This window comes from Actinomycetospora sp. CA-101289, from assembly GCF_050955895.1.
Classification (GTDB): Bacteria; Actinomycetota; Actinomycetes; order Mycobacteriales; family Pseudonocardiaceae; genus Actinomycetospora.
This window is the reverse complement of sequence record NZ_CP192093.1, coordinates 950421-976832: the sequence shown is the minus strand read 5'-3', so window position 1 is coordinate 976832 and position 26412 is coordinate 950421. Positions and strand designations below refer to the sequence as shown.

Sequence of the window (26412 nt, the reverse complement as noted above, 5' to 3'; positions counted from 1 at the left end):
GAGCGCGACGGAGGCGGACGATGAAGGCACTGGTGTACCACGGTCCCGGCAACAAGGCCTGGGAGGACGTCCCGGACGCCCGGGTGCAGGAGCCCACCGACGTCGTGGTCAAGGTCGACACCACCACGATCTGCGGCACCGACCTCCACATCCTGCAGGGCGACGTGGCGGCCGTGACCGACGGCCGCATCCTCGGCCACGAGGCGGTCGGGACGATCACCGAGGTCGGCGACGCCGTGCGCGGCTTCTCGGTCGGCGACCGGGTGCTGGTCCCGGCCATCACCAAGTGCGGGCGCTGCGAGTACTGCCAGCGCGGGATGCCCTCGCACTGCCAGACCGTCGGCGGCATCGGCTGGATCTTCGGCCACCTCATCGACGGCACGCAGGCCGAGTTCGTGCGCGTGCCCTACGCCGACACCTCGCTGTACGCGGTGCCGACGGGCGTGAGCAACGAGCAGGCGATCTTCCTCGCCGACTCGCTGCCCACCGGCTACGAGGTCGGCGTGCTCGCCGGCGGCGTGCGCCCGGGCAACACCGTCGCCGTCGTCGGCGCGGGCGCGGTCGGGCTGTCCGCGGTGCTGACCACCGGGCTCTGGGGCGCGTCGAAGGTCATCGCGATCGACTCGAACAAGTTCCGCCTGGAGAAGGCGCTCGAGTTCGGCGCCACCGACGTCGTCGAGGTCGGCCCGGGCACGGTCGGCGACGTCATCGCGCTGACCGACGGGCTCGGCGTCGACGTGGCCATCGAGGCCGTCGGCTACCCGGAGACCCTGCTGACCGCGGCGTCGCTCGTCCGGCCCGGCGGGACGATCGCCAACGTCGGCGTGCACGGGACGCCGGTCGAGCTGCCGATGCAGGACATGTGGATCAGCAACGTCACGCTGACCATGGGCCTCGTCGACACCGTGTCCATCCCGACCCTGCTCAAGATGGTCGCCAGCGGCCGCATCCCGGCCGAGAAGATGGGCACGCACACCTTCACCTTCGACCAGATGGACGAGGCCTACGCGGTCTTCGCCGACGCGGCGGCGAACCTCGCGCTGAAGGTGGTCATCACGCCCTGAGTGCTCGTGATCGCTCCGGGTGCTCCGACGACCTCGCCTGGCGGGGTCGTGGGAGCACCGGGGGCGATCACGGTCCGGCCGGCGCGGTCAGAGCACCGCGACCAGGACCGCCAGCCCGACGACGACCAGCAGCGCGAGGCGCACGAGCCACGTCAGCACGACGGCCGAGGACTCGAGCTGCGCGGCGACCAGGAACGGGTCCCGCGCGGTGTCCGGCGCCGGCACGAGCGTGGGCTCGGCGGGGCGCGGGCGCGGCATGTCGATCTCGGTGGCGATGTCGAGGGTCCGGTCGGTGCCGGGCACGTGCGCGATCATGGTGGCTCTCCCCGCGGAGTCGTCGATCTCGTCACCCGGCAGTTCGAGGCCCCGCGGTCGGGCGTTATCGGATCTCCGACCGTGTCCGCCGTTCGTGTGGCGACACGCCGCCGATCGAGATCGTCAGCTCCCGCGGGTGCGGCGTTCCCCCAGCTCCAGGGCGATGAAGGCGTCGACCATCGCGGTGTAGGTCGCCGCGACCACGTCCGGGTGCACACCCTCCTCGACCGCGCGGTCACGCACCCGCGCCAGGAGCGCGGCGCGGCGATCGGGCGCGCGGACCGCCGCGTCGTCGGCCTTGAAGGTGGCCGCCGTCTCGACCTGCGCCTGGCGCTGCGCGAGGAGCGCGACGATCTGGTCGTCGATGCGGTCGATGGCCGCGCGCACATCGTCGAGGGACATGCCGCGCGATGGTGCCCCTACCCCGTCGTGGGCACCAGGCGGTGGGTCGTCGCGGCGTAGTCGGCGTATCCGGACAGGTCGCGGCGCAGGAGCGCGTCCTCGGCGTCCATGCGGTGCCCGTACGCCGTGCCGACGGCCGTGGCGGTCAGGGCGACCGCGGCGACGTTGCGGGCGCTGACCGCCGCGCCGACACAGATCAGCAACGCGCCCAGGTACCCGGGGTGGCGGACGTACCGGTACGGCCCCGTGCGCACCACCGGCTGCTCGTCGACCACCCGCAGCGTGCGGGCGTAGTGCCCGTGCAGCTCGCGCATCGCCCAGACCCGCAGGCCGACGCCGGCCAGTTGTACCCCGAGCCCCAGCGGCCCGGTGATCCACGGCAGCCGCCCCGTGCCGGCCCCGAGGAGCGGGCTGGCCAGGATCGCGGCCGCGGACACGGCGTAGGCGCGGGGCAGCTCGCGGCGGAACGGGTCGTCCTCGGCCGTGCGCGGGTCGTCCGCGACGACCTCAGGACGCAGCGCTTCGACTGCGCGCATGCAGCCGAAGGCGCCGCCCAGCCCGATGGCGGCCCAGGCGAGGTCACGGAGGGGGCGCATGGTCGGACTCGGCACGGATCGAGCCTGCCAGGCGGCCCGGTGGGCGCGTGTCAGGTGACGGAGCCGGCGCGGGGAATCGAACCCCGGACCTTTCGCTTACAAGGCGAGTGCTCTGCCGATTGAGCTACGCCGGCACGCCGCCCATGCTACGAGGGCCGCTGGCCCCGGCGGCCCGGCGGGCGGGTCGACGGCGTCGTTAGGGTCGGGGCGCGAGGTGACGGTCGAGCCCCGGGCCCACCTCCAGCCGGGTGGGACGCGGCGCACGGTCCCTCACGACAACCGCGGTCGGACCCCACACGTCTGGGCAGGTGCTGGATGAAGTTCCCCCGGGTGCCACGTGCGCGACGCGAGCAGCCCGGTGCGCAAGGAGAGGAAGGTCCGCCCGTGGGGGTGGCCCAGCGAGCCCGTGGCTCGCTCCGTCGACAGTTCCCCGTCTCACCCGATCTGCGGCGCGCGATCGACGCGCCCACCATGCGCGACACGCTGCTGCCGGCGGTGCCCGGCCCGGAGGTCGCGGACGACAGCACGGTGCTGCGCGTGCTCGACCTGGCGCTGCGCGTCGGCGAGGTCCAGCTCGCGACCGGCGCGGGCGCGGCCGTCGCGCACGACACGATGCTCGCGATCGCGAGCGCCTACGGCCTGCCCGTCTGCGATGTCGACATCGCGTTCTCGACCATCACGATGTGCTGCCACCGCGGCAACGAGGCCGGCCCGGTCACGACGATGCGCAACGTCCGGTACCGCACCCAGGACTACACGCGCCTGACCGAGGTCGACGACATCATCGCCACGATCGTCGAGCGGGACGAGCCGCTGGCGCTCGAGGAGGCCTTCACCCGCCTCGGCGAGGCCGCCGACGGCCCCCACCCGTACCCGCGGTTCGTCGCCGGGCTCGCCCGGTCGCTGTTCGCCGGCGCGGTCGGGTTCCTCATCGGCGGCGGCCTGCTGGTCGCGGTGCTCGCCACGGTCGCCACCGGCATCGTCTGGGGCGCGGCCCGATGGCTGCGCCGACGGCGGGTGCCGATGTTCTTCCAGCAGATGGTCGGCTCGGCCGTGGTCACCGTCATCGCGACCTCGCTGGCCTTCTCCGGGGTGCTCGACGACTCCCCCGCCTTCGTCATCGCCGCCGGCCTCGTCGTCCTGCTGTCCGGGCTCTCGCTGGTCGGCCTGGTGCAGGACGCGATCTCCGGCTTCCCGCTGACGGCGGCCGGCCGCGCCGTGGAGGTCGTCCTGGCCTCCGCGGGCCTGTTGGTCGGCGTCGTCGTCAGCATCAAGTTCGTCGGCAGCGTGCTCGGCACCGGCGCGATGGCCTTCGCCGCCGTCGTCCCGCCCAGCCCCACGCCGACGCTGCACCCGCTGTCGCTGACCGCGGCCGCGGCGGCGGGGCTGCTGTTCGCCCTCTCGGCCTACGCGCCGCTGCGGTCGCTGCCGCTCGCCGCGGTCGCCGGGGCCACCGCCTGGGGCGTCTACGCGCTGTTCACCCTGGCCGGCGCCGGGGACGTCGTGGCCGCCGCACTCGCGGCCGCGGCGCTCGGGCTCGTCGCGATGGTGCTGCCCCGCTCACTGGGTACACCCCCGCTGGTGCTGGTGATCGCCGGGATCACACCGCTTCTCCCCGGACTGACGATGTACCGCGGGTTCTCGCAGCTCGCGTACAACAGCGTCGGCTCGAGCGCGGTGACGATCCTCCTCGCCCTGGCCTTCGGTCTCGCTCTCGCGGCCGGGGTGTCCTTCGGTGAGCAGATCGGCTGGCCCCTGCAGCGGCTGATCCGCCGCTGCATCCCCGGACTCAGCGCGGAGGACAGGGCACGTGAGTCGAACCGAGGACGCCCCCGGGTCTTCTGACCTGGTCGTGGTGGCCAACCGGCTGCCGCTCGACCTCGACGAGGACGGCCACTGGAGCCGCAGCCCGGGCGGGCTCGTCACGGCCCTCGAGCCGACGTTGCGCGCCCGCGGCGGCACGTGGGTCGGGTGGCCGGGCGTCGCCGACGCGGAGCCCGAGCCGTTCGACGACGACGGCATGGGCATCCGCCCCGTAGCGATCACCGCCGACGAGCTCCCGGCCTACTACGAGGGCTTCAGCAACGCGACGCTCTGGCCGCTCTACCACGACGTCGTGGCGACGCCCCGCTTCGAGCGCTCGTGGTGGGAGGCCTACTCCCGGGTCAACGAGCGGTTCGCCGACGCCGCGGCGGAGGTGGCCGCGGAGGGCGCGACGGTCTGGGTGCAGGACTACCAGCTCCAGCTCGTGCCCCGGCTGCTGCGCGACCGCCGCCCGGATCTGCACATCGGGTTCTTCCTGCACATCCCGTTCCCGCCCGTCGAGCTCTTCGCCCAGCTGCCGTGGCGTCGTCCCGTCGTCGAGGGCCTGCTGGGCGCCGACGTCGTCGGGTTCCAGACGGTCGGCAGCGCCGAGAACTTCCGCCGCGTCGCCGCCCGCCTCACCGACGCGACCGCGGACGACGCGGCGATCACCACCGACGGCGAGGCGGGGCACGTCACGGCGCCCGACGGCCGGACGATCACGATCGGCGCGCACCCGATCTCGGTGGACTCCGGCGAGCTCGACACGGCGGCCCGCGAGGACGCGACCACCGAGCGGGCCAAGGCGCTGCGTCACGAACTGGGCGACCCCCGCACGGTCCTGCTCGGCGTCGACCGCCTCGACTACACCAAGGGCATCGACGTCCGTCTCCGGGCGTTCGCCGCGGTCCTCGCCGAGGGCCGCCTCGACGCCGCCGAGACCGTGCTCATCCAGGTGGCGACGCCGAGCCGCGAACGCGTGGAGCACTACGCCGAGATGCGCGACGACATCGAGCTGACCGTCGGGCGGATCAACGGCGAGCACGCCTCGATCGGCAACCCGGTGATCCACTACGTGCACCAGCCCGTCCCCCGCGCCGAGCTGGTGTCGTTCTACCGGGCGGCCGACGTCATGCTCGTGACGCCCTACCGCGACGGCATGAACCTCGTGGCCAAGGAGTACGTCGCGTCGCGCACCGAGGGCGACGGCGCCCTCGTGCTCAGCGAGTTCACCGGCGCCGCCGACGAGCTCGCGGCGGGCGCGTACCTCGTGAACCCGCACGACCTCGACGCCGTCGGCGACGCGGTGGTCGAGGCCGCGTCGCAGGACCCGGACGAGGCGCGGCGGCGCATGGGCGTGCTGCGCGAGCAGGTGCTGGAGCACGACGTCGAGCGCTGGGCCGCAGGTTTCCTCGAGGTGCTGGGGGTCGGCGACTAGCGCTGCGGCGCGGGCCCCGAGGTCGCGCGGGCGAGCAGCTCGGTGGGCAGCAGGAGGGTCCGCGAGCGCTGGCGGTCGCCGCGGTCGAGCAGCAACTCGCCGGCGGCGCGGCCCTTGTCGAGGGTGGGCTGGCGGATCGTGGTCAGCTCGGCGCGCTCGGCGGCGGGGACCCCGTCGAACCCGGTGACGGTGATGTCGTCGGGCACCACACGCCCGGACTGGCGGGCGTGGCGCAACGCGCCGAGGGCCAGGATGTCCGAGGTGCACACCAGCGCGGTGACGTCGCCGTGGCGCGCCAGCAGCTGCTCGGCGCCGGTGGCGCCCGCCGACTCGCTGTGGTCGTAGCGCTCGACCACCGGCACCGTCGACCAGTCCACGCCGGCTTCGCCGAACCCCTCGCGCAGCCCCGTGAGCCGGCGTCGCTGCACCTCGTAGCGGGCGCGCTCCTGGCGCTCCAGGCTGGCGAAGCCGTCGTTGCGCTCGGTCGACAGGCGCATGCACAGCACGCCGACGCGGCGGTGGCCCAGCCCCACGAGGTGGCGGGCCATGTCGACCATCGCGGCGTGGTCGTCGATGCCGACCCGGTCGACGTCGGGCACGGCGGTCGGCTGGTCGCACACCACGACGGGCACCGGGCGCTCGAGCACCGCATGGAAGTTGTCGTCGTCGTCGGGCATCGAGTAGACGACGAAGCCGTCGACGCCGGCGCGGGCGACCGCGCCCGGGTCGTCGGCCTCGGGGTTCACGGGGACGAGCAGCAGGCCGGAGCCGTTGTCCTCGCACGCGAGCGCGAGGCCCTCGAGGAACTGCACGGCCACGGGGTCGCGGAAGGCGTAGGACAGCGCCTCGGTGAGCAGCAGGCCGACCGCGCCGGCCTTGCGGGTGCGCAGGGAGCGCGCCACCGGGTCGGGCCCGGGGTAGCCGAGACGGCGCGCCGTGTCCAGGACGCGCCGGCGCAGCGCCGGCGACAGCTGGTCGGGGCGGTTGTAGGCGTTGGAGACCGTGGTCCGCGACACGCCCAGCTCCGCCGCCAGCGAGGCCAGCGTGGCGGTGCGCCGCGACCGGCGCCCCTCGAGTGCCTCACCCACCGCCCGAACGTATCGACTGTCTCGATCTAGGGCCACTCCACGCGACCGGTGGGGGTCCTGGTGCGCCGGGTGTGACCTGGTCGGGGGACCCCGGCGCCCCCTGCGGCAACTGATAACCGTTATCGTTACGGCCGTCGGAGCCGCCGTACCGAGGAGTCAGCCGTGTCCGTCCGCGCCCGCCCGACCGCCGTGCTCGCCGTGCTCGTGGGCGCACTGCTCCTCGTCGCCGGGTGCGGCGGGGGTGCGCCCGCCCCGCAGACCCCGCCGTCGGACGGCGCCGCGCCGGGGCGGACCCTCAAGGTCGTGGCCACGACGAACGTGTGGGGGGCGGTGGCGAGCGCGGTCGCCGGGCCCGGGGTCGAGGTGCGCTCGATCATCCAGGACCCGGCCGCCGACCCGCACTCCTACGAGAGCACGCCCGCCGACGCCGCGGCGATCGCCGGCGCCGACCTCGTGGTGGTCAACGGCGGCGGCTACGACGAGTGGGTCGAGCAGATCCTCGACGGCGACCCCGCCCTGCGCGGGCGGTCGGTCGAGGCCTTCGCGCTGCGCGGGGACCAGGCGCAGGAAAACGAGCACGTGTGGTTCGACCCGACCGCGGTCAAGGGCGTGGTGACCCAGGTGGCCGACCGGCTGGCCGCCGTCGAGCCGTCGCAGGCCACGGCGCTGCGCGAGCGGGCGACGGCGTTCTCGGGGCAGGTCGACACCGAGGCCGCCCGCGTCGCCGCGATCGGACCGGCCCGCCCGGGCTCGCGCGTGCTGGCCACCGAGCCGATCGCGCACTACCTGCTGGCCACCGCAGGCGTCGCCGACGCGACGCCGCCGGCGTTCAGCGAGGCGATCGAGAACGAGACCGACCCGCCGGCGGCCACCCTCGCCGAGGCGACCCAGCTGGTCACGGGCCGGGGCGTCACCGCGCTGGTGTTCAACCCGCAGACCGAGACCCCGCTCACCATGGGCCTGCGCGACGCCGCGGGCGGCGCCGGCGTGCCCGTGGTGAACGTGACCGAGACGCTGCCCGCCGGCCTGGACTACCTGCCGTGGTACAGCGGCACCGGCACCGAGCTCGCCCGCGCGCTGGACGGCGCGCCGGCGTGAGGACCAGCGCGTGACCCCGTCCATCCGCCTGTCGGGCGCCGAGGTCCGGCGCGGGGGCCGCACCCTGTGGTCGGGCCTCGACCTCGACGTCGCCCCCGGCGAGTTCGTCACCGTGCTCGGGCCCAACGGGTCGGGCAAGACGACGCTGCTGATGGTGCTGCTCGGCCTGCTCGGGCTGTCGGCGGGGACGTGCGAGGTCGGCGGGCGCCCGCCGCGGCGGGGCAGCCCGACGGTCGGCTACGTCCCGCAGCAGAAGAACGTCGACCCGCTGACGCCGCTGCGCGGGCGCGACCTCGTCGGCCTGGGCCTGGACGGGCACCGGTTCGGGCCGGCCTTCCGCGGGCGCGCCGAGCGGGCCCGGCGGGTGCGGGAGGCGTTGCTGCAGGTCGACGCCCTGGACTGGGCCGACGCCCCGGTCGGCGCCCTGTCGGGCGGCGAGCAGCAGCGCCTGCGCATCGCCCAGGCCCTCGTCGGCGACCCCGGCCTGCTGCTGGCCGACGAGCCGCTGCTGTCCCTCGACCTCGCCCGCCAGCGCACCGTCGTCGAGCTGATCGAGCGCCGCCGCCGCGAGCACGGCACCGCGGTGGTGTTCGTGACCCACGAGCTCAACCCCGTGCTGCCCGTCACCGACCGGGTGCTCTACCTCGTCGACGGGCAGTTCCGCGTCGGTACGCCCGACGAGGTGATGACGTCGGAGACGCTCTCGGAGCTCTACCGCACCGACGTCGAGGTCGTCCGGGTGCGGGACCGCATCCTCGTCGTCGGCGCGGAGGACCGTCTCGTCCCCACCGGGGGCCATTCGTGACCTCGACCCTCGACCTCCTCTCCCTGGACTTCGTGCGCAACGCGCTGATCGCGGGCGTCGTGCTCGCGGTGCTCTCCGGGCTGCTCGGCCCGCTGGTCGTGGGCCGGGGCATGGCGTTCTCGGTGCACGGCACCGCGGAGCTGGCGTTCGCGGGCGGGGCCGGGGCGCTGCTGGTGTTCGGCAGCGACGCGGTCGGCTGGGGTGCGCTCGTGGGGGCGGTACTGGTCGCGCTGGTCTTCGGCGCCCTGGGACGCGCGCAGCGCGAGCGCGACGCGGTCATCGGGGTGCTGCTCTCGTTCGGGCTCGGGCTCGGCGTGCTGTTCCAGGCGCTCTACACCGGGCGCTCGGCGAACAAGTTCGGCCTGCTCGTGGGCCAGATCGTCGGCGTGGACGTCGGCGACGTCCTCGCGCTGACCGTCGTCGGGGTGGTCGTGCTCGTCGTGCTCTCGGTGGTGCACCGGCCGCTGCTGTTCGCGAGCCTCGACCCCGACATGGCCGCCGCCCGCGGCGTCCCGGTGCGGGCCCTGTCGATCGTGTTCGCGGTCCTGCTCGGCGTGACGGTCGCGCTCGGGGTGCAGATCGTCGGCGCCCTGCTGGTGCTCTGCCTGCTCATCACCCCGGCCGCCGCAGCCGCGCAGCTGACGGCCTCGCCGACCCTGGCCACCGTGCTCGCCGTGGTGTTCGCCGAAGTCGCGGTGATCGGCGGGATCCTGATCTCGCTCGTCGCCGGGCTGCCGATCAGCCCGTTCGTCGCCTCGATCGCGTTCGCGATCTACCTCGTGTGCCGGGTGCTCGGCGCCGTCCGGGCCCGGTGGGGACGGGTCGCGGTCGCCGCGGGCTGACCCGCTGCGGGGCGTGATCGTCGTCGCCGGTCGGGCCTGGTGACTGCGCTGAACGCCACTCTCCCCGCTACACTCCGTGCATGAACGGTGCGTCCAGCGATGCGGCGCCCGAGGACCGCGGTCTGCGGCTCGTCACGCGGCTCGCGCTCGGCCTCGTCGTCGTCACGCCCAACATCGTGGGCGCGGGCGTGGTGCTCGTCGTCGCCGCGTGGGTGCTGCCGCTCGGCGAGCTCACCGAGGACGACCCGGGTGCGCTGATGCGCAACCTCGTCGCGTTCGGCGGCTACCTGCTCGGCGCGGTGCTGGTCGGCGTGGTGTGGGGGCACCTCCGGATGCGCGTGCCCCGCGCCCCCGGGCCGGGCGCCGACGCGACGACGGTGCGCCGGCACCGCAAGCGCGTGCGGCGCGTGGTGCTGCGCGGCCCGCTGCGCCTCGCCACCGTGCAGACGGTGCTGTGGGTCGCGGCGCTCGTGCTGTTCGTGCTGATCAACGTCTTCACCAGCCCGCGGCTGGGCATGTCGGTCGGGGTGACGGTGGCCCTCGGCGGGCTCGCGACGGTCGCCGTCACCTACCGGCTCGTCGAGCGCGTGCTGCGCCGCGAGGTCGCGCGGGTGCTGGACGACCAGCCGCCCGAGGACCGCATCCTGCCCGGCGTCGCGCTGCGCGCCGTGGGCTCGTGGGTGATGGGCACCGCCGTCCCGCTGGCCGGGGTGGTGCTCGCGGCGGCCGCCGCGCGGGTGTTCGGCGGCTACACCGTCGACCGGCTCGCGCTCGTCGTGGTGGTGCTCGGCGGGGTCGCGCTCGTCGTCGGGTTCCTCGTCACCGTGCTCACCGCGATGTCCACCGCCGCGCCGGTGCTCGCGGTGCGCCGGGCGCAGCGGCGGGTCGAGGACGGCGACTACGACGCCGAGGTCCCCGTGTTCGACACCACCGAGCTGGGCCTGCTGCAGGCCGGCTTCAACACCATGGTCGCCGGGCTGCGCGAGCGCGAGCGGGTGCGCGACCTGTTCGGCCGCCACGTCGGCGAGGACGTCGCGCGGACGGCGCTGGAGAACGACGTCGAGCTCGGCGGCGAGGTCCGCGAGGTCGCGGTGCTGTTCGTCGACCTCGTCGGGTCGACGCAGCTCGCCGCCACTCGCCCGCCGACCGAGGTCGTCGAGATGCTCAACGCGTTCTTCGCGGTGGTCATCGACGTCGTCGAGCAGCACGACGGCTGGATCAACAAGTTCGAGGGCGACGCGGCGCTGGCCGTGTTCGGGGCGCCGACCGCGCTCGACGACGCCGCCGGCTGCGCCCTGCGCGCGGGTCGCGAGCTGGGCCGGCGCATCGCCGACGAGCTCGACGGGGTGAGCGCCGGCATCGGGGTGTCGGCGGGCGAGGCCGTCGCCGGGAACATCGGCGACACCCGGCGCTACGAGTACACGGTGATCGGCGACCCGGTGAACGAGGCCGCGCGCCTCACGGAGGTCGCCAAGGAGATCGAGGGCTGCGTCGTGGCGTCCGGCGCGGCGCTGGAGCGCGCGGGCGACGAGGCGAGGAACTGGCGGGTCGTGGGCACGCGCGCCCTGCGGGGGCGGGACGAGGACACCGAGATCGCCGTGCCGGGCGAGCACGCCGAGGCCTGCACGGTGGGGCCGGGCGCGGGGCGTGAGGACGGGGCGCGCGAGGACGAGGCGCGCGAGGATTCCGACCGAAGGGCACCTTCGCTCGGATAGGCGGGCCGTCGGTGCGCGTCCCGAGCAGCACGCGTCACCCAGTGATCACCAGGTCGAAAGGCACCGGAACGACCCCTCCGGAGGTGCTTTTCGACCTGCTGATCACCGACTCCGGGCGGTCACGCCCGCCGGCGCCGCGCCACGTCCGCCAGGGCCACGCCGGCGGCGACGGACGCGTTGAGCGACTCCACGTCGCCGGCCATGGGGATCGACACCGACCCCGTGCACGTCTCCCGCACGAGGCGCGAGAGGCCCTTGCCCTCCGAGCCCACGACCAGCACCAGCGGCCCGCGGGCGGCGTCCGGGCCCGCGACGTCGTCGAGGTGGTCGATGTCGGCCGGCGCCTCGCCGTCGAGCCCCACCGCGACGAGGCCCTCGTCGAGCCAGGCGCCCAGCGTGCGGCTGAGGTTGGTCGCGCGCCCGACCGCGATGCGCGCCGCCGCGCCCGCCGAGGTCCGCCACGCCACCGGGGTCACGCCCACCGAGCGGCGCAGCGGCAGCAGCACGCCGTGCGCGCCGAAGGCCGCGGCCGAGCGCAGGACGGCGCCGAGGTTGCGGGGGTCGGTGACGCCGTCGAGGGCCACGAGCAGCGGCTCGACGCGCGCGAGGTGGGCGCGCTGGCGGGCCTCCTCGAGCAGGTCGTCGGGGTGCAGGTACTCGAACGCGGGCACCGTGAGCGCGAGGCCCTGGTGCACGGCGCCGTCGGCCATCCGGTCGATGTCGACGCGCGGCACCTCGAGCACCGAGATCCCGCGCTCGGAGGCGCTGCGGATCGACTCGCGCACCCGGTCGTCGACCTCGATGCCCTGCGCGACGTGGAGCGCGGTGGCGGGGATGTGGGCGCGCAGGCTCTCGACCACCGGGTTGCGCCCGAGCACGGTCTGCGGGCCGTCGGGGTCCTCGCGGCGCGACGAGGGGCGGCGCCCCCGGTCCTCACCCGCGGGCCGCCGCGGCGCCGAGGCCGACGCGCGCGCCGGCGAGGCCGACGACGAGGCGCCGTCGCTGCGGTAGGACTTGTGGTTGGGGCGCTTGTCGGCGGGCGGGGTCGGGCCCTTGCCCTCGAGACTGCGCTTGCCCTTGCCGCCCGAGCCCTTGGTCGGGCCCTTCTTCGTCCCCGGCTTGCGCCGGGCACCGGGGCGGCGGGAATTGCCGGCCATGGATCTACGCACCGTCCTTGAGTGACCAGGTGGGCCCGTCGGCGGTGTCCTCGACGGCGACGCCGGCGGCGGTCAGCTCGTCGCGCAGGGCATCGGCACGGGCGAAGTCGCGCTCGCCGCGGGCGCGGATGCGCTGGTCGAGCAGCGACTCGACCAGCGACGACAGGGCCTGGCGCGCGGCGTCGGCGGCCCCGCCGCCCGTCGCGCCGTCGGCCCAGACGACGGGGTCGAGCCCGAGGACGCCGGTCATCGCCCGCACCGCCGACGCGGCGGCCAGCGCGTCCGCGCGCTCCCCCGCGTCGAGGGCCGCGTTGCCGCGCCGCACGGTCTCGTGCACCTCGGCGAGCGCCGCGGGCGTGGCGACGTCGTCGTCCATCGCCGCGGCGAACGCGTCGGCGATCCGCCCGACCTCGACGGCGCCGACGCGGTCGTGCACGCGGTGCACGAACGCCTCGATGCGCCGGTACGCCGCGGCGGCCTCGGCCAGCGCGTGCTCGGAGAACTCCACCGTCGAGCGGTAGTGCGGCGCGACGAGGTAGTAGCGCAGCTCGACCGGGCGCACGCGCTCGAGCACCGCCGGGATGGTCAGTGTGTTGCCCAGCGACTTGGACATCTTGGCGCCGGACATCGTCACCCAGGCGTTGTGCATCCAGTACTCGGCGAACCCGTCGCCCGCGGCGCGCGACTGGGCGAGCTCGTTCTCGTGGTGCGGGAACACGAGGTCGAGGCCGCCACCGTGGATGTCGAAGCGCGGGCCGAGGTAGTGGGTGGCCATCGCCGAGCACTCGAGGTGCCAGCCCGGGCGTCCGCGGCCCCAGGGGGTGGGCCAGTCCGGCTCGCCCGGCTTGGCCGCCTTCCACAGCGTGAAGTCGCGGGCGTCGCGCTTGCCGCGCGTGTCGCTGCCCTCGCCCTGCTCCATCTCGTCGATGCGCTGGCCGGACAGCTCGCCGTAGGACGGCCACGTGCTCACCGCGAAGTAGACGTCTCCGTCCACCGCGTACGCGTGCCCGCCCTCGATCAGCCGCTCGATCAGCTCGACCATCTCGGTGACGTGGCCGGTCGCGCGCGGCTCCACCGACGGCGGCAGGCAGCCCAGGGCGTCGTACGCCGCGGCGAACGCGCGCTCGTGGGTCGCGGCCCACTCCCACCACGGCCGGCCGGCGGCCGCGGCCTTGGTGAGGATCTTGTCGTCGATGTCGGTGACGTTGCGCACGAGCAGCACGTCGTAGCCGCTGTGCGCGAGCCAGCGGCGCAGGACGTCGAAGTCCAGACCCGACCGGACGTGGCCCACGTGGGGCACGCCCTGCACGGTGGCGCCACACACGTAGATCGACGCCGTGCCGGCGCGCTGCGGACGGAACTCCCGCAGCTCGCGTCGTGCGGTGTCGTACAGGTGCAGGCTCACCGTCCGGATCCTACGGAACGCCGGATCCGCCCCGCCGACCCGTCGGTGAGCCCGCCGTCAGCCGACCGACCGATCGTTCGGTCACCCTCTTCCCAACGTGTGAGGGGAGCCATAGAGTCGTGCGCATCATTCGACGGTCTCACTACGCAAGGAGTGGTCAGCGTTGTCCATCACGTGCCGCACGTCCCTCGTTCGACAGGCCCCCGGGAAGTACGAGACGGCCACGGTCGAGGTCGACGACCCGCGGCAGGACGAGATCCGGGTGAAGATGGTCGCCTCGGGTCTGTGCCACTCGGACGACCACATCGCCACCGGTGACATCCCGGTCGGCACCTACCCGTTCGCGGGCGGGCACGAGGGCGCCGGCATCGTCGAGTCGGTCGGGCCGAACACCAAGGGCTTCGAGGTGGGCGACAAGGTCGTCTTCTCGTTCCTGCCCGCCTGCGGCAAGTGTCGCTGGTGCGCCACCGGCCACTCGAACCTCTGCGACCTCGGCGCGGGCCTGCTCGCCGGCACCCGCTGGGACGACCCGTCGACGCGCCTGCACCTCGAGGACGGCAGCAACGTCGGCCAGATGTGCGGCATCGGCACCTTCACCGAGTACACGACCGTCGCGGTCGACTCGGCCATCAAGGTCCCCGAGGACACCAAGCTCGAGGTCGCCTGCCTGCTCGGCTGCTCGGTGGGCACCGGCTGGGGCTCCGCGGTGAACACCGGCGACGTGCAGCCCGGTGACACGGTGATCATCCAGGGCATCGGCGGCATCGGCGCCAACGCGGTCCAGGGCGCGGCCCACGCCGGCGCGGCCAACGTCATCGCCGTCGACCCGGTGGCGTTCAAGCGCGAGAAGGCCCTCGAGCTCGGCGCCACCCACGCCGTCGAGTCGATGTCCGAGGCCACCGAGATCGCCCAGGGCTTCACCAACGGCCAGGGCGCCGACGTCTCCATCGTGACCATCGGCGTCACCAAGCCCGAGCACGTCGGCGAGGCGTTCTCCTCGATCCGCAAGCAGGGCACCGTGATCGTCACCGGCCTCGGCGACATCACCGAGGTGGGGGTGCCGATCCCGATCGGCGAGCTGACCCTCTTCGAGAAGAAGCTCAAGGGCTCGCTCTTCGGCTCGTCGAACCCGCGCGCCGACATCCCGAAGATGCTCGACCTCTACAACCACGGGAAGCTCAAGCTCGACGAGCTCGTGACCAAGCAGTACAAGCTCGACGAGGTGGCCCAGGGCTACGAGGACATGCACGCCGGCAAGAACATCCGCGGCGTCCTGATCTTCGACTGAGGTATCGACGACCTTGATCAACGGTTCAGCGGCCCCGGTGTCCCTCGTGGACCCCGGGGCCGCCCCCGGTCTGCCCACCGCCGGCTCGCTGCCGGTCCGCTCCATGATCGACGCCGCCCGCGCGTCGGTGGTCGGGCGCGTGCGCGAGTCCGAGGTGATCGCCGCGGCGCTCGCCGCCGGGCGCAGCGTGCTGCTCGAGGGTCCGCCGGGCACCGGCAAGACCACCCTGCTGCGCGCGCTCGCCGAGGGCGCCGGCGTCGGCCTCGAGCTGGTCGAGGGCAACGCCGAGCTCTCGCCGGCCCGCCTCGTCGGCCACCACGACCCCTCCCGCGTGCTCACCGAGGACTACCGGCCCGAGAACTTCGTGCCCGGCCCGCTGGTGCGCGCGCTGACCTCGGGCGCCCTGCTCTACGTCGAGGAGCTCAACCGGGTCCCCGAGGAGACGCTCAACGTGCTCCTCGGGGTGCTCTCCGAGCGCCGCCTGCACGTGCCGCGCCTCGGGATCGTCGACGCCGCGCCCAGCTTCCGGCTGGTCGCGGCCATGAACCCGTCGGACGCGGTCGGCACGGGGCGCATCACGCCGGCGCTCTACGACCGGTCGTGCCGCGTCGGGTTCGTCCACCAGGACGCCGACGAGGAGACCGCGATCGTGCGCCGCGACCACGGCGTCGTCGACGCGGGCTTCCTCGAGCGTGCCGTCCGCGCCACGCGCGCCACCCGCGCGCACCCCGACCTGCGCCTGGGGTCGTCGGTGCGCGGCGCGCTGGACCTCGTGGCCGTCGCCGCGTCGCTCGCCGAGCTGCGCGAGGTCGGGCTCGCGGGGCGTCTCGCCGCCGGCGCGGAGACCACCGGGACAGACGCCGCCCTGGCCGCGCTGTCCGGGCGCGTGCAGCTGCTCGAGGGCTCGACGCGCACGGTCGAGGAGGTCGTCGCCGAGCTGTGGGCCGCGAGCGCGCCCGCCGACGAGCAGGACGGCTCCGGGGACGGTGACGCGGGAAAAGCCTGAGCCCCGGCGACCCGCCCCCGCAGCAACCGGGCCGGTCGCCCGGGGCCCCGCCCCGCGTCGTGTCCGACCCGCGCGAGGTCGAGGAGCTCCTGCGCGACCAGGCGCGGCGCACCGAGACCCGCGCCGACCTCCAGCGCCGCCACGACGACCTCCAGCAGGTGACGCCGACCGTCGGGGTGCTCGACGAGGCGGCCATGGCCGGGGCCTACGACGCCGACCCCGACGCCGCCGTCGACCTGCTCGCCGACCTCGGGCGCGCCACCGACCCGGCGCTGCGCGCGAAGGCGCGACGACTCGCGGTGCGCCTGCTCGTGCCCCCGGCGCGGGCGGGCGAGACGCAGCGCCGCGGGTCGAGCCGGCTCGCGACCGTGGCCGGCGAGGGTCTCGACCTGGACCTCGACGCCACGCTCGAACGCTCGCTGGAGCACCGCCCCATCCGTGCCGAGGACCTGCGCTGGCGCGGCTGGCGCTCGCCGGGCCGGGCGCTCGTGCTGCTGGTCGACGCGTCGGGGTCGGTGGCCGGGAAGCCGCTCACGACCGCGGTGACCACGGCCGGCGCGCTGGCCGCGGGCCTGCGCACCGACGACGAGCTCGCCGTCGTCGCCTTCTGGTCGCGCGCGGTGGTGCTGCGCCACCTGCACTCCCCCGCCGCCCCGTCCGTCGTGCTCGACGCCCTGCTCGACCTGCGCGGGGGCTCGACCACCGACCTCGCGCTCGGCCTGCGCACCGCGCTCGCCCAGGCCACGGCCGCGCGCGTCCCGCACGCCGACGTCCTCGTACTCACCGACGGCGCGTGGAACGAGGGCGAGGACCCGGCCCCCATCGCCGCGGCCGCGGGCGCCGCGCGCGTGCACACGCTGGTGACCGTCGACGACGAGGAGGCGCGGATCTCCTGCGCCCGCCTCGCCGCGGCGGGCGGCGGGCGCTCCGTGCCGCTGCACCGCCCGTCGGACGCCCCGGCGGCCGTGCGCGCCGTGCTGCGCTGAGCTACCGCCCGCGGGCCACCTCCCCGACGTGCGCGTCGAGGAGCTTGCCCAGCTCGGTGCGCAGCCGCGGCCGGTCCAGGGGGTGGACGAGGACGTGGCGGCCCGTGGGGTCGAGGCCCCAGGACACGCGGCCCGCGGCGGTGTCGAGGACGGTGACGGTGCGTGCGCCGCGGTGCGGTCGCCCGTGCGGGTCGCGGGCGGCGACGCCGAAGGTCATCGCGCGGTCGGGCGGGCGGGACCAGAAGGTGCGGAGCCGCTCCACCCGGTGCGGCGACACCCCCGCGCGCCGCAGCCGCCGGGAGCGCTCGTCGAGCGAGAGCCCCTTGCCGAACAGGGCCTCCGCGGGCAGGGACATGGCGACGCCGGGCGCCGGGCGCGCGTCGGGCAGGCGCGCGAGCAGGGAGCCGGCGAGGTCGTGCGGGTCGGCCGGCTCCACCAGCAGCCCGCCGTCCTCGAGGCGCGCCACGAGCCCCAGCCCGCCCCGGGCGACCGCGCACACGGTGTGCGGCTCGGCGCCCGGCGCCTGCACGACGACGTCCACCTCGCGGGCCGGGCGGGCGAGGACGGCGAGGGCGTCGGCGAGGCCGGCGTCGGGCGCCCCGCGGTGGTCGAGCAGCCCGCGGGCCCCGAGACGCCACCACGCGGCCGCGTCGAGGGCGTCGCGCTCCTCGTGGGTCGCGCCGTGGTCGCGGACGTAGAGCGCTGCCGGACGCTCCCCGAGCCCGAGGTGACGCCACAGGGCGAGGTACTGGCCGAGGTCGAGGCGGACGCCGACGGAGCGCCCGGCCGGCCGGGTGGAGGCGGCGGTGCTCACCCGGCGCTCACTCCCCGATCACCGGCGGCGCGGTGGCGGGCAGCGCGCCCGCGATGGCGTCGGGGTCGTCCTCGGTGAGGTAGTCGGGCCGGCGATGCCGGCCGTCGCCGCCCTGGCCGCCGACCATGCCGGCGGGCGGCACCATCGGGACGCCCCCGCCGCGTCCCTCGGCCGCTCCGGCAGCGCGGACCGCGGCCGTCTCGGCCGTGGCGCCACCCCCGGCCCCGGCACGCGCGCCCTCGCCGAGGCCCGCCACGCCCCCGAGGCCGCCCGAGCGGCCGCCACTCGATGAACCGCCCCCGAGACCTCCTCCACCGGCCTCCCCGGCGCCGACCGCCACCCCGGGCGCCCGCGTCCCCGGCAGGCCGCCGGCACCACCGACCACCCCGCCGCCGAGTCCTCCTCCCCGGCCGGCGCTCCCGGCGCCGGGCAGCCCCGGGAGGCCGGCGCGTCCGGCGCCGCCGGGGGTCGTGCCGGTGGCCGACCCCGGCGGGAGGCGCCCGCCGGCACCGGCGCCTCCGCCCGTGCCCGGCACCCCGCCCACCGGCGGCAGGAACGTCCCCCCGGCCCCCGCGCCGCCGCCGGGCGCACCGGTACCCGGGACGCCGCCGGCGGCGGGCGCGCCGCCCGTGCCCGGCAGCCCCGGCACGGTCGGGACGGGCGCGGCACCCGCCGTGGTGGTCGACGAGGGCCCCGACGGGGTGGCGTCGACGTCCGGCGCGCCCGGCCCGCCGGCGTCACCCGGCAGCCCAGCGTCCGGCGCGTCACCCGATCCGGTGGTGCCGTCCGGCGCGGCACCGGCCCCCGGGACGCCCGGCACGCCGCCGGCACCCGCCCCCGGGAGACCACCGGCACCCGCGCCGGGCACCCCACCGACCCCGGGCACGCCGGCGCCGCCCGGAGCACCACCGCCTCCGCCGCCCCCGCCACCGCCGTCGCCGCCACCCCCGGGCACGGACGGCTCGACACCGTTGGCCCCGGGACCGGCGAACTTCGGCAGCGCCGCCATCTGCGGCTTGCTGGTCTCCTGATAACGGTCCATGGCCTGCTGCGCGGCGCGCTCCTCGTCCTGCTGCCGCGTGATCGCCCGGTAGATGTCGTCCCCGGCGGTGCCGAGCACGACGCCGGGGCCGCCCGGCAGGGTCGCCAGGCCCGCGGTGGACAGCGAGCTGCCGTCGAGGAAACCCTCGACGCCCGCGTCCATCCACGACGAGTAGGTGGGCGGCGGCACCGCGTCCCGGGTGCCCCGGAGCCGGTCGGCCTGCTGCTGCCCGGCGATCTGGACGGTGCCCGCCGCCTCCCGCGCGCTGTCGACCCACGGGCTCAGCGGCCGGATCGCCTCCGTCGCCCCCTCCTGCGCCGCGCCCTTCCAGACGGCGCCCAGGGTGGTGTTGGCGCGGCCGATGGCGTCGGTGACGGCGACCATGCGCCCCGCCAGGGCGCCCCACGTGCCCCCGGCCTCGCGGAAGCCGTCGCGCCCCTGGTCGGCGCCGTGGAGGGCGTCGTAGATCGCCTGGTGGGACCAGCTCCCCCAGTTGGTCGTGAACACCGGCGCCTCCCCTCGTCGCGAGGTTAGGCAGTCGCCGCGGCGCGTGGGTGCGGTTCGGGAGAACCCGCGAGGATCAGGCCGGGACGAGCAGCGCGGTCGCCACGGCCGCCAGCCCCTCGCCGCGCCCGGTGAGCCCCAGGCCGTCCGAGGTGGTCCCCGAGACCGCGACCGGCCCGCCGAGCGCCGCGGACAGGACGGCCTGCGCCTCGTCGCGCCGCGTACCGATCCGCGGGGCGTTGCCGATCACCTGCACCGCGGCGTTGCCGAGCGCCCAGCCCTCGGCGACCGCGAGCCCGCGGACCTCCGTGAGCAACCGCACGCCCGACGCGCCCGCCCACTCGGGTCGGCCCGTCCCGAACACCGCGCCGACGTCGCCGAGGCCCGCCGCCGAGAGCACCGCGTCGCACAACGCGTGGGCGGCGACGTCGCCGTCGGAGTGCCCGGCGCAGCCGTCGACGCCCTCCCAGAGCAGGCCCGCGACCCAGCACGGCACGCCGGGGCGGACCGGGTGCACGTCGGTACCGATACCGACCCTCACGCCGACCCCGCCACGACCAACGCCTCGGCCATCGCGAGGTCGAGCGGGGTGGTCACCTTGAACGCGCGTGGGTCGCCCGGAACCGTCACCACGCTGACGCCGAGGTCCTCGGCGAGGCCGGCGTCGTCCGTCGCCGCGGGCGGCTCGCCGGCCTCGCGGCGGGCGCGAGCGCGATCGTGGGCCGCGCGCAGCGTCGTCGCCGCGAAGCCCTGGGGCGTCTGCACGGCGGCCAGGCCGGACCGGTCGACGGTGGCGGTCACCTCGCCGGCCGGGCCGGTGCGCTTGAGCGTGTCGGCGACAGCCATCGCCGGCACCACGGCCGCGTGTCCGGCGCGCACGGCGTCGACCACCGCGCGCACCACGTCCGGCGGGCACAGGCAGCGGGCGGCGTCGTGCACGAGCACCACCTCGGTGTCGGCGGGCAGCGCGGCGAGGGCGGCGTCGACGGAGCCGACGCGGTCGTCCGCGCCCGTCACCACCGTCGCGCAGCGATGACCGAGCGCGGACCGCACCGCGTCCTCGTCGCCGGGTGGCGCGGCCACCACGACGACGTCCACCCCGCCGGCGACGAGACCGTCCACGGCGCGGGCCACCAGCGTCAGACCGCCCACGACGGCGAGGGCCTTCGGCCGGCCGAGGCCGAGCCGTTCACCTCGCCCCGCCGCCGGGACGATCGCGGCGACGGTCACCGCGTCCGCAGCACCGTCACCGTCGCGACGCCGGTCAGGAAGCCAGGACCTGGTCGAGCAGCGACTCGGCGGCCACCTCGTCGGTGCCCTCCGCGAGCGCCAGCTCGCTGACCAGGATCTGACGCGCCTTGGCCAGCATCCGCTTCTCGCCCGCGGACAGGCCGCGGTCCTTCTCGCGGCGCCAGAGGTCGCGGACGACCTCGGCCACCTTGTTCACGTCGCCCGACGCGAGCTTCTCGAGGTTCGCCTTGTACCGGCGCGACCAGTTGGTCGGCTCCTCGGTGTGCGGCGCACGCAGCACCTCGAACACCCGGTCCAGACCCTCTTGGCCCACCACGTCGCGGACGCCGACGATCTCGGCGTTGTCCGCGGGGACCCGGACGGTCAGGTCGCCCTGGGCAACCTTGAGGACGAGGTACTTCTTCTCCTCGCCCTTGATCGTCCTGGTCTCGATGGCCTCGATGAGAGCGGCACCGTGGTGCGGGTAGACGACGGTCTCGCCGACCTTGAAAACCATGTGTCCCGAGCCCCTTTCGCTCTTTCCAGATTAACACGCCCGCCGCGCGGGCATCGCAGGGGATTGCGCCGTCTTCGCAGGTCAGGGACTTGACAAGTCGGCTTGCGCCGTGCTCGGCCCGGTGGGGGCCCGCTCCCGAAGGGCCGGAGCGCGGGGCTGGTACTAGGGTGTCGCTGCCCGAGAGAGCCTGCCGCACGCCCGAGAGGACGCTCCGCATCATGAGCCGCCGCCCGCGCGGGACCCGACCGGCGATCGTCGTCGCGACCCTGCTGACCGCCGGGCTCGCGCTCGGGGGCTGCAGCGCCGGGACCGTCACACAGACCGACACGATCGTCTCCCAGGCCGCCGGTGCCCGCGGCGCGGTCGGCGCCATGGTGCTGCAGGACGTCTCGATCGACTCCGGCCCCACCGAGACCGTGCCCTCGGGCGCCGAGGTGCCGATCCGCGGCACGATCATCAACGAGGGCGCCGAGCCCGACCGCCTCGTGTCGGTGACGACGCCGTACGCGGTGGGCGCCCGCGTCGAGGGCTCCGCGGTCGTCCCGGGCGAGAACGCGGTGCGCATCCTCGGCGCCGAGCCCGGCCCGGCCGGCCCCTCCGACCCGGCGAACCGCGGTCTGACGGCCTCGATGCGCGTGGTGCTCACCGGCGTCACCCAGCAGCTCCGCGCCGGGCCCACCTACGCGGTGACCTTCACCTTCGAGCGCGCCGGCGCCGTGACGATCCCCGTCATCGTGGTCGGGGCCGGGCCCTCGGAGGGCTGACCCGCCCGACCCGGCCACCGCTGTCGGGGGTCCGGCCTACGGTGCCGACATGCCCCGGACCCGCGCCGCCCGCTTCGAGTGCACCGCCTGCGGCCACGCCACCGCGAAGTGGGTGGGGCGCTGCCCGGAGTGCGGGGGCTGGGGCACGGTCGAGGAGGCGCCCGAGATGCCGGCGGCCGGTCCCGCCGGGCGCTCCGGGGTGCCGCCGTCGCCGTCCGCCCGGCCGTCCAGCCCCGTCCGGCTGATCAGCGAGGTCGACCTCGAGACGGCGCGGGCCCGGCCCACCGGGGTGGGCGAGCTCGACCGCGTGCTGGGTGGAGGCCTGGTCCCCGGCGTCGTCGTGCTGCTCGCGGGCGAGCCGGGGGTGGGGAAGTCCACACTCCTGCTCGAGGTCGCGGCGCAGCGGGCGCGCGCCGGTGCCACCGTGCTGTACGTCACGGGCGAGGAGTCGGCGGGCCAGGTCCGGCTGCGTGCGGAGCGCACGGGGGCGCTCGCGCCGCACCTGTTCCTCTCGGCCACCGCCGACCTCGAGGAGGTCGCGGCGCACGTCGAGGCGGTCGACCCGGAGCTGCTCGTCGTCGACTCGGTGCAGACCGTCGGCACGCCCACCGTCGACGGCACGCCCGGCGGCGTCTCTCAGGTCCGCGCGGTCACCACGGCCCTGGTCGCCCTGGCCAAGCAGCGCGACCTCCCGGTGGTGCTCATCGGGCACGTCACCAAGGACGGGGCCATCGCCGGGCCGCGCACGCTCGAGCACCTCGTCGACGTCGTCCTGTCGTTCGAGGGCGAGCGGCACTCGGCGCTGCGGATGGTGCGCGGACTGAAGAACCGCTTCGGGGCCGCCGACGAGGTCGGGTGCTTCGAGATGCACGAGGCCGGCATCGCCGAGGTCACCGACCCGTCGGGCCTGTTCACCGGCGGCCTCCAGCGCACGGTCGCGGGCCAGGCGGTCACGGTCACCATGGAGGGCAAGCGGCCCCTCATGGCCGAGGTCCAGGCGCTGGTCGCGAAGCGGGGCTCCGAGAGCGCCCCGCCCCGCCGTGTCGTGTCCGACCTCGACGCCGGGCGCGTCGCGGTGATCCTCGCGGTGCTCCAGGAGCACTGCGGGATGCGGCTCTACGACCGGGACGTGTTCGTCGCCACCGTCGGCGGCATGCGGCTGCGCGAGCCCTCGTCCGATCTGGCGGTGGCGCTGGCCATCGCGTCGGCGTTCCGCGGCGAGGCGGTGCGCTCGGGGCTCGTGGCCATCGGCGAGGTCGGGCTCGGCGGGGAGATCCGCCGCGTCGTGGGGCTCGAGCGTCGCCTCGCCGAGGCCGGCCGGCTGGGCGTCAGCCGGGCGCTCGTCCCGCCGGGCGAGGTCCGGTCGCCGCCGGGCCTAGTCTCGGTGGCCGTCGACGACCTCGTGGAGGCGCTCGGGCGGGTGGGCCTCGAGCGCTCGCAGGTCTGAGGCGGGTCAGCCCGCGAGCGTGAACGCCACGGGCTCGCTGACGATCCCGTCCAGGCGCGCCATGAGCTGGTAGGTGCCCGGCGGCACCACCGTCCGCTCCCCCGCGCAGCCCGGCGTCGACGTGCGCCCCGACCAGCGCACCGAGAACACCGCCTCCTCGCCGGGTCGCAGCGTGCGCACGTCGTCGGTGTCGCCGGGCGAGCAGTCGTTGCTGCCCCAGAGCCCGTCGCCGGGCTGTCGCACGACGGCGACGGCCTGCTTCGCGGCGTCGAGGTCGCGCACGCAGGGCACGGCGCCGGTGTTGGTCACCACGAGGCTCAGCACCGGCTTCTGCCCGGCGGGGTAGGTCGTCGCGTCGGTGCGGGCGGTCACGCGCAGGTCGCCGTCCGCGCAAGGACCGGGGGCGGGCTCGCTCGCGGGGGTCGCCTCCACCGGGGGCGCGGTCGTCGGGGGCGTCTCGGCGGGGGCCGCCGCGGTCGGGGCCGCCGTGGCCGTCGGGGTCGAGAGCAGCGGACCGGCCGAGCCGGTCGGGACGCCCTGCGGGAGGCCGCGGAAGCCGTCGCCGCCCGGGGGCGCGAAGAGCGCGGCGTCGGGCCCCGGGGTCGGGGGGATGCCGGGGGCGTCGCCGGGCGGGAGCACCGGGGCCACCGGCGATCCCGCGACCCCCGGGGGCGAGGTGGGCAGGGCGGCCTCGACGGGCCCGGGAGCGTCCTCACCCGGCGTCCCGGCCATCGCCGCCGCCCGCGCGCGGGCCTCGACCGCGGCGGGCTCGGGCTCGCCGCCCCCGCCGGTCACACCCCAGAAGAGCAGGCCGAACACGACGACGACGACACCCAGCGCCACGGACCGCCGCCGCCAGTACACCGACGGCGCCAGTGGTCCGACCGGCTCCAGCACGTCACGGAAAGTAGGTTCGCGCTCGTGTTCGGCGACCCTTCACCACGCCGTGCCCGGACCGTTTCACCCGACGGTGGCGACGGCGGGTGCCCCGGGCAGGATCGGCGGTCGATGGCCACCACCACCGCCGGGACGTCCCCGGGCACCCTGGCCGACGTCCTCGTGCCCTGGTTCCGCGCGCACGCCCTCGACCTCCCGTGGCGCCGCCCGGGGACGACCGCGTGGGGCGTGCTGGTCTCGGAGATCATGCTGCAGCAGACACCCGTCGCGCGGGTCGAGGGGCCGTGGCGCGAGTGGCTCGAGCGCTGGCCCCGCCCCTCGGCCATGGGCGCCGCGCCGGCCGCGGACGTGCTGCGCGCGTGGGGGCGGCTCGGCTACCCGCGGCGCGCACTGCGGCTGCACGCGGCCGCGCAGGCCGTCGCCGCCGAGCACGGCGACGTGGTCCCCGCCGACGTCGCGACGCTGGAGTCGCTGCCCGGCATCGGGACCTACACCGCCCGCGCCGTCGCCGCCTTCGCCTACGGCCGCCGGGTGCCGGTGGTCGACACGAACGTCCGCCGCGTCGTCGCCCGCGCGGTGCACGGGCAGGCCGAGGCGGGCGCGGCCGCGACGCGGGACCTGGCCGACGTCGAGGTGCTGCTGCCCGGCGACGACGCCGACGCGGCGACCATGTCGGCGGCGCTCATGGAGCTCGGCGCGACCGTGTGCGTCGCGCGCGGTCCGCGGTGTGCCGACTGCCCCGTGCTCGCGCACTGCGCGTGGCAGCGGCGCGGGCGCCCGGCGTGGGACGGGCCGGTGCGCCGCGCGCAGACCTGGGCCGGCACCGACCGCCAGGTGCGCGGACGGCTGCTCGCGGTGCTGCGCGACGCGACGGGTCCGGTGCCCGCTCCGGAGCTCGACGCCGCGTGGCTCACCGACCCCGCCCAGCGCGCCCGGTGCCTCGACTCGCTGCTCGTCGACGGGCTCGTCGAGCAGCTCGCCGACGGCCGCTTCGCGCTGCCCGGCGAGACGTAGGCTGGTGGCCATGGCCGTCGTGAAGATCAACGCTATCCACGTCCCCGAGGACAGCGGGCCCGAGCTGGAGAAGCGCTTCGCCGCCCACGGCGACAGCATGCTGGCCACGCCCGGCTTCCTCGGCTACGAGCTGCTGCGCCCCATCGAGGGCGAGCACCGGTACTTCGTCTACACCCGGTGGGAGTCCGACGAGGCCTTCGAGGCCTGGCGCACCGGCGGCGCCGCCGAGGCCGCGCACAGCGGCCAGCGCGCCCAGCCCGTCGCCACCGGGGCGGACCTGCTGCAGTTCGAGGTCGCCCTGTCGGTCGGCAAGGGCGGCGGCGAGTCCTGAGCGAGGCGCCACCCGCGCCCGACCCCGCCGGCGTCGCCGCCGCGGCGGCGCTGCTCGACGGCGCCGGCGCGCTCCTGATCTGCGCCGGCGCCGGGATGGGCGTGGACTCCGGGCTGCCCGACTTCCGCGGCCCCGAGGGCTTCTGGCGCGCCTACCCGCCCTACCGGCGGCTCGGCCTGCGCTTCGAGGAGATCGCCGACCCGGAGCACTTCGACGCCGACCCCGAGCTCGCGTGGGGCTTCTACGGCCACCGGCTCGCGCTCTACCGACGCACCGTCCCGCACGACGGGTTCGCGGTGCTGCGCCGGTGGGCCGAGCGCCTGCCGACACGGGTGTTCACGTCCAACGTCGACGGGGCGTTCCAGGCCGCCGGGTTCGCCGACGACGACGTGACCGAGTGCCACGGCGCGATCGGGATGCTGCAGTGCACCCGGCCCTGCCACGAGGGCACCTGGCCGGCCGACGACGTCGACCTCGCGATCGACGAGGAGTCGATGCGCGCCCGCCCGCCGCTGCCGGCCTGCCCGCGGTGCGGGGCGGTGGCGCGGCCGAACATCCTCATGTTCGGCGACGGGGCCTGGGTGCCCGGGCACCACGCCGCCAAGGAGGACGCCCACCGCGCGTGGCTGCGGGCCCGCGACGCGTCACGGCTGGTCGTGGTCGAGCTGGGCGCCGGTACCGCGGTGCCCACCGTGCGCCGGCACGCCGAGCTCGCATCCGCAGCGTCCGGCGCGCTGATCCGCATCAACGTCCGCGAGCCGGACATCCGTCACGACCGCGGCGTCTCCCTGGCCGCCGGCGCCCGCGCGACCCTCGAGGCGCTTGGCGCTGCGCGCTCGTGAGC

Annotated in this window: 27 protein-coding genes and 1 tRNA gene; 15 read left to right on the top strand and 13 right to left on the bottom strand. The window is 75.9% G+C overall.

Features of this window, described 5'->3' with window-relative positions; all coding sequences use genetic code 11:
• Positions 1-20 precede the first annotated feature (20 nt).
• Entirely contained in the window at positions 21-1064 is a 1044-nt protein-coding gene (locus tag ACQPX6_RS04870) for an alcohol dehydrogenase catalytic domain-containing protein (RefSeq protein WP_433785835.1), read from the top strand.
• Positions 1065-1151: 87 nt separating this feature from the next.
• Here ACQPX6_RS04870 and ACQPX6_RS04865 read toward each other — a convergent pair whose 3' ends face one another.
• The 4 genes from ACQPX6_RS04865 to ACQPX6_RS04850 form a co-directional block, all read right to left on the bottom strand.
• Positions 1152-1379 carry a hypothetical protein gene (locus ACQPX6_RS04865; protein ID WP_433785833.1) on the bottom strand — a complete coding sequence of 76 codons (228 nt, stop codon included), beginning with the start codon at positions 1377-1379 and terminating at the stop codon, positions 1152-1154.
• Between the two features lie 123 nt (positions 1380-1502).
• Positions 1503-1781 (bottom strand): chorismate mutase, encoded by a 279-nt coding sequence (locus ACQPX6_RS04860; RefSeq protein ID WP_433785832.1) that lies wholly within the window; start codon positions 1779-1781, stop codon positions 1503-1505.
• Between the two features lie 17 nt (positions 1782-1798).
• Entirely contained in the window at positions 1799-2392 is a 594-nt protein-coding gene (locus ACQPX6_RS04855) for a methyltransferase family protein (protein ID WP_433785830.1), read from the bottom strand.
• Positions 2393-2438: 46 nt separating this feature from the next.
• Positions 2439-2511, bottom strand: a tRNA-Thr gene (locus ACQPX6_RS04850).
• 337 nt (positions 2512-2848) lie between these two features.
• Here ACQPX6_RS04850 and ACQPX6_RS04845 point away from each other — a divergent pair.
• Both ACQPX6_RS04845 and ACQPX6_RS04840 read left to right on the top strand, forming a co-directional pair.
• On the top strand, positions 2849-4222 hold the full coding sequence (locus ACQPX6_RS04845; RefSeq protein ID WP_433785828.1) for a threonine/serine ThrE exporter family protein: 1374 nt from the start codon (positions 2849-2851) through the stop codon (positions 4220-4222).
• Positions 4188-5618 carry an alpha,alpha-trehalose-phosphate synthase (UDP-forming) gene (locus ACQPX6_RS04840; RefSeq protein ID WP_433785826.1) on the top strand — a complete coding sequence of 477 codons (1431 nt, stop codon included), beginning with the start codon at positions 4188-4190 and terminating at the stop codon, positions 5616-5618. Before ACQPX6_RS04845 ends, ACQPX6_RS04840 begins: the two co-directional genes overlap by 35 nt.
• Here the strand turns inward: ACQPX6_RS04840 and ACQPX6_RS04835 are convergent.
• Positions 5615-6706 (bottom strand): LacI family DNA-binding transcriptional regulator, encoded by a 1092-nt coding sequence (locus ACQPX6_RS04835; protein ID WP_433785825.1) that lies wholly within the window; start codon positions 6704-6706, stop codon positions 5615-5617. The two genes, ACQPX6_RS04840 and ACQPX6_RS04835, sit on opposite strands and share 4 nt — an antisense overlap.
• Positions 6707-6868: 162 nt before the next feature.
• Between ACQPX6_RS04835 and ACQPX6_RS04830 the strand changes: the two genes are divergently transcribed.
• The 4 genes from ACQPX6_RS04830 (at position 6869) to ACQPX6_RS04815 (ending at position 11166) form a co-directional block, all read left to right on the top strand.
• A complete protein-coding gene (locus ACQPX6_RS04830; RefSeq protein ID WP_433785824.1) occupies positions 6869-7804 on the top strand; it encodes a metal ABC transporter solute-binding protein, Zn/Mn family in 936 nt (311 codons plus the stop codon).
• 10 nt (positions 7805-7814) lie between these two features.
• Entirely contained in the window at positions 7815-8609 is a 795-nt protein-coding gene (locus ACQPX6_RS04825) for a metal ABC transporter ATP-binding protein (RefSeq protein WP_433785822.1), read from the top strand.
• On the top strand, positions 8606-9451 hold the full coding sequence (locus ACQPX6_RS04820) for a metal ABC transporter permease (protein WP_433785820.1): 846 nt from the start codon (positions 8606-8608) through the stop codon (positions 9449-9451). Before ACQPX6_RS04825 ends, ACQPX6_RS04820 begins: the two co-directional genes overlap by 4 nt.
• An 80-nt stretch (positions 9452-9531) precedes the next feature.
• On the top strand, positions 9532-11166 hold the full coding sequence (locus tag ACQPX6_RS04815; protein WP_433785818.1) for an adenylate/guanylate cyclase domain-containing protein: 1635 nt from the start codon (positions 9532-9534) through the stop codon (positions 11164-11166).
• Between the two features lie 119 nt (positions 11167-11285).
• On the opposite strand, the gene rlmB is transcribed toward ACQPX6_RS04815, so the two are convergent.
• Positions 11286-12323, bottom strand: a complete 1038-nt coding sequence (gene rlmB / locus ACQPX6_RS04810; RefSeq protein ID WP_433785816.1) for a 23S rRNA (guanosine(2251)-2'-O)-methyltransferase RlmB — start codon at positions 12321-12323, stop codon at positions 11286-11288.
• A 4-nt stretch (positions 12324-12327) separates the two neighbouring features.
• Entirely contained in the window at positions 12328-13728 is a 1401-nt protein-coding gene (gene cysS, locus ACQPX6_RS04805) for a cysteine--tRNA ligase (RefSeq protein WP_433785815.1), read from the bottom strand.
• 163 nt (positions 13729-13891) lie between these two features.
• Between cysS and ACQPX6_RS04800 the strand changes: the two genes are divergently transcribed.
• From ACQPX6_RS04800 to ACQPX6_RS04790, 3 genes are read left to right on the top strand one after another with little or no spacing between them, the layout of a single operon-like run.
• Positions 13892-15016 carry an NDMA-dependent alcohol dehydrogenase gene (locus ACQPX6_RS04800; protein WP_433785813.1) on the top strand — a complete coding sequence of 375 codons (1125 nt, stop codon included), beginning with the start codon at positions 13892-13894 and terminating at the stop codon, positions 15014-15016.
• Between the two features lie 46 nt (positions 15017-15062).
• On the top strand, positions 15063-16022 hold the full coding sequence (locus ACQPX6_RS04795; protein ID WP_433785812.1) for an AAA family ATPase: 960 nt from the start codon (positions 15063-15065) through the stop codon (positions 16020-16022).
• 59 nt (positions 16023-16081) lie between these two features.
• Positions 16082-17008, top strand: coding sequence for a VWA domain-containing protein (locus tag ACQPX6_RS04790; protein ID WP_433785810.1), 927 nt, complete (start codon positions 16082-16084; stop codon positions 17006-17008).
• A 1-nt stretch (position 17009) separates the two neighbouring features.
• Here the strand turns inward: ACQPX6_RS04790 and ACQPX6_RS04785 are convergent, their stop codons facing one another.
• The 5 genes from ACQPX6_RS04785 to ACQPX6_RS04765 all read right to left on the bottom strand — a co-directional run bounded on the left by ACQPX6_RS04785 (position 17010) and on the right by ACQPX6_RS04765 (position 21115).
• Positions 17010-17822: an ESX secretion-associated protein EspG gene (locus ACQPX6_RS04785; RefSeq protein WP_433785808.1), complete on the bottom strand. Its 813-nt coding sequence runs from the start codon at positions 17820-17822 to the stop codon at positions 17010-17012.
• Positions 17823-17829: 7 nt separating this feature from the next.
• On the bottom strand, positions 17830-19371 hold the full coding sequence (locus ACQPX6_RS04780; RefSeq protein ID WP_433785807.1) for a hypothetical protein: 1542 nt from the start codon (positions 19369-19371) through the stop codon (positions 17830-17832).
• Positions 19372-19444: 73 nt separating this feature from the next.
• A complete protein-coding gene (gene ispF / locus ACQPX6_RS04775) occupies positions 19445-19909 on the bottom strand; it encodes a 2-C-methyl-D-erythritol 2,4-cyclodiphosphate synthase (protein ID WP_433785806.1) in 465 nt (154 codons plus the stop codon).
• On the bottom strand, positions 19906-20598 hold the full coding sequence (gene ispD / locus ACQPX6_RS04770; protein ID WP_433785804.1) for a 2-C-methyl-D-erythritol 4-phosphate cytidylyltransferase: 693 nt from the start codon (positions 20596-20598) through the stop codon (positions 19906-19908). The genes ispF and ispD overlap by 4 nt, the downstream gene beginning before the upstream one ends.
• Positions 20599-20632: 34 nt before the next feature.
• Entirely contained in the window at positions 20633-21115 is a 483-nt protein-coding gene (locus ACQPX6_RS04765) for a CarD family transcriptional regulator (protein WP_116707106.1), read from the bottom strand.
• A gap of 218 nt (positions 21116-21333) precedes the next feature.
• On the opposite strand from ACQPX6_RS04765, the gene ACQPX6_RS04760 reads away from it, so the two are divergent.
• Positions 21334-21879, top strand: a complete 546-nt coding sequence (locus ACQPX6_RS04760) for a hypothetical protein (protein ID WP_433785803.1) — start codon at positions 21334-21336, stop codon at positions 21877-21879.
• Between the two features lie 49 nt (positions 21880-21928).
• Complete coding sequence (gene radA / locus ACQPX6_RS04755) at positions 21929-23326, top strand: DNA repair protein RadA (protein WP_433785801.1); 1398 nt, start codon at positions 21929-21931, stop codon at positions 23324-23326.
• Between the two features lie 6 nt (positions 23327-23332).
• On the opposite strand, the gene ACQPX6_RS04750 is transcribed toward radA, so the two are convergent.
• Positions 23333-24223: a DUF4232 domain-containing protein gene (locus tag ACQPX6_RS04750; RefSeq protein WP_433785800.1), complete on the bottom strand. Its 891-nt coding sequence runs from the start codon at positions 24221-24223 to the stop codon at positions 23333-23335.
• A 111-nt stretch (positions 24224-24334) separates the two neighbouring features.
• On the opposite strand from ACQPX6_RS04750, the gene ACQPX6_RS04745 reads away from it, so the two are divergent.
• From ACQPX6_RS04745 to ACQPX6_RS04735, 3 genes are all read left to right on the top strand, one after another.
• A complete protein-coding gene (locus tag ACQPX6_RS04745; protein WP_433785798.1) occupies positions 24335-25237 on the top strand; it encodes an A/G-specific adenine glycosylase in 903 nt (300 codons plus the stop codon).
• 10 nt (positions 25238-25247) lie between these two features.
• Positions 25248-25568 (top strand): antibiotic biosynthesis monooxygenase family protein, encoded by a 321-nt coding sequence (locus tag ACQPX6_RS04740; RefSeq protein WP_433785796.1) that lies wholly within the window; start codon positions 25248-25250, stop codon positions 25566-25568.
• Positions 25569-25663: 95 nt separating this feature from the next.
• Positions 25664-26410 (top strand): SIR2 family NAD-dependent protein deacylase, encoded by a 747-nt coding sequence (locus ACQPX6_RS04735; RefSeq protein WP_433785794.1) that lies wholly within the window; start codon positions 25664-25666, stop codon positions 26408-26410.
• Positions 26411-26412: the final 2 nt, after the last annotated feature.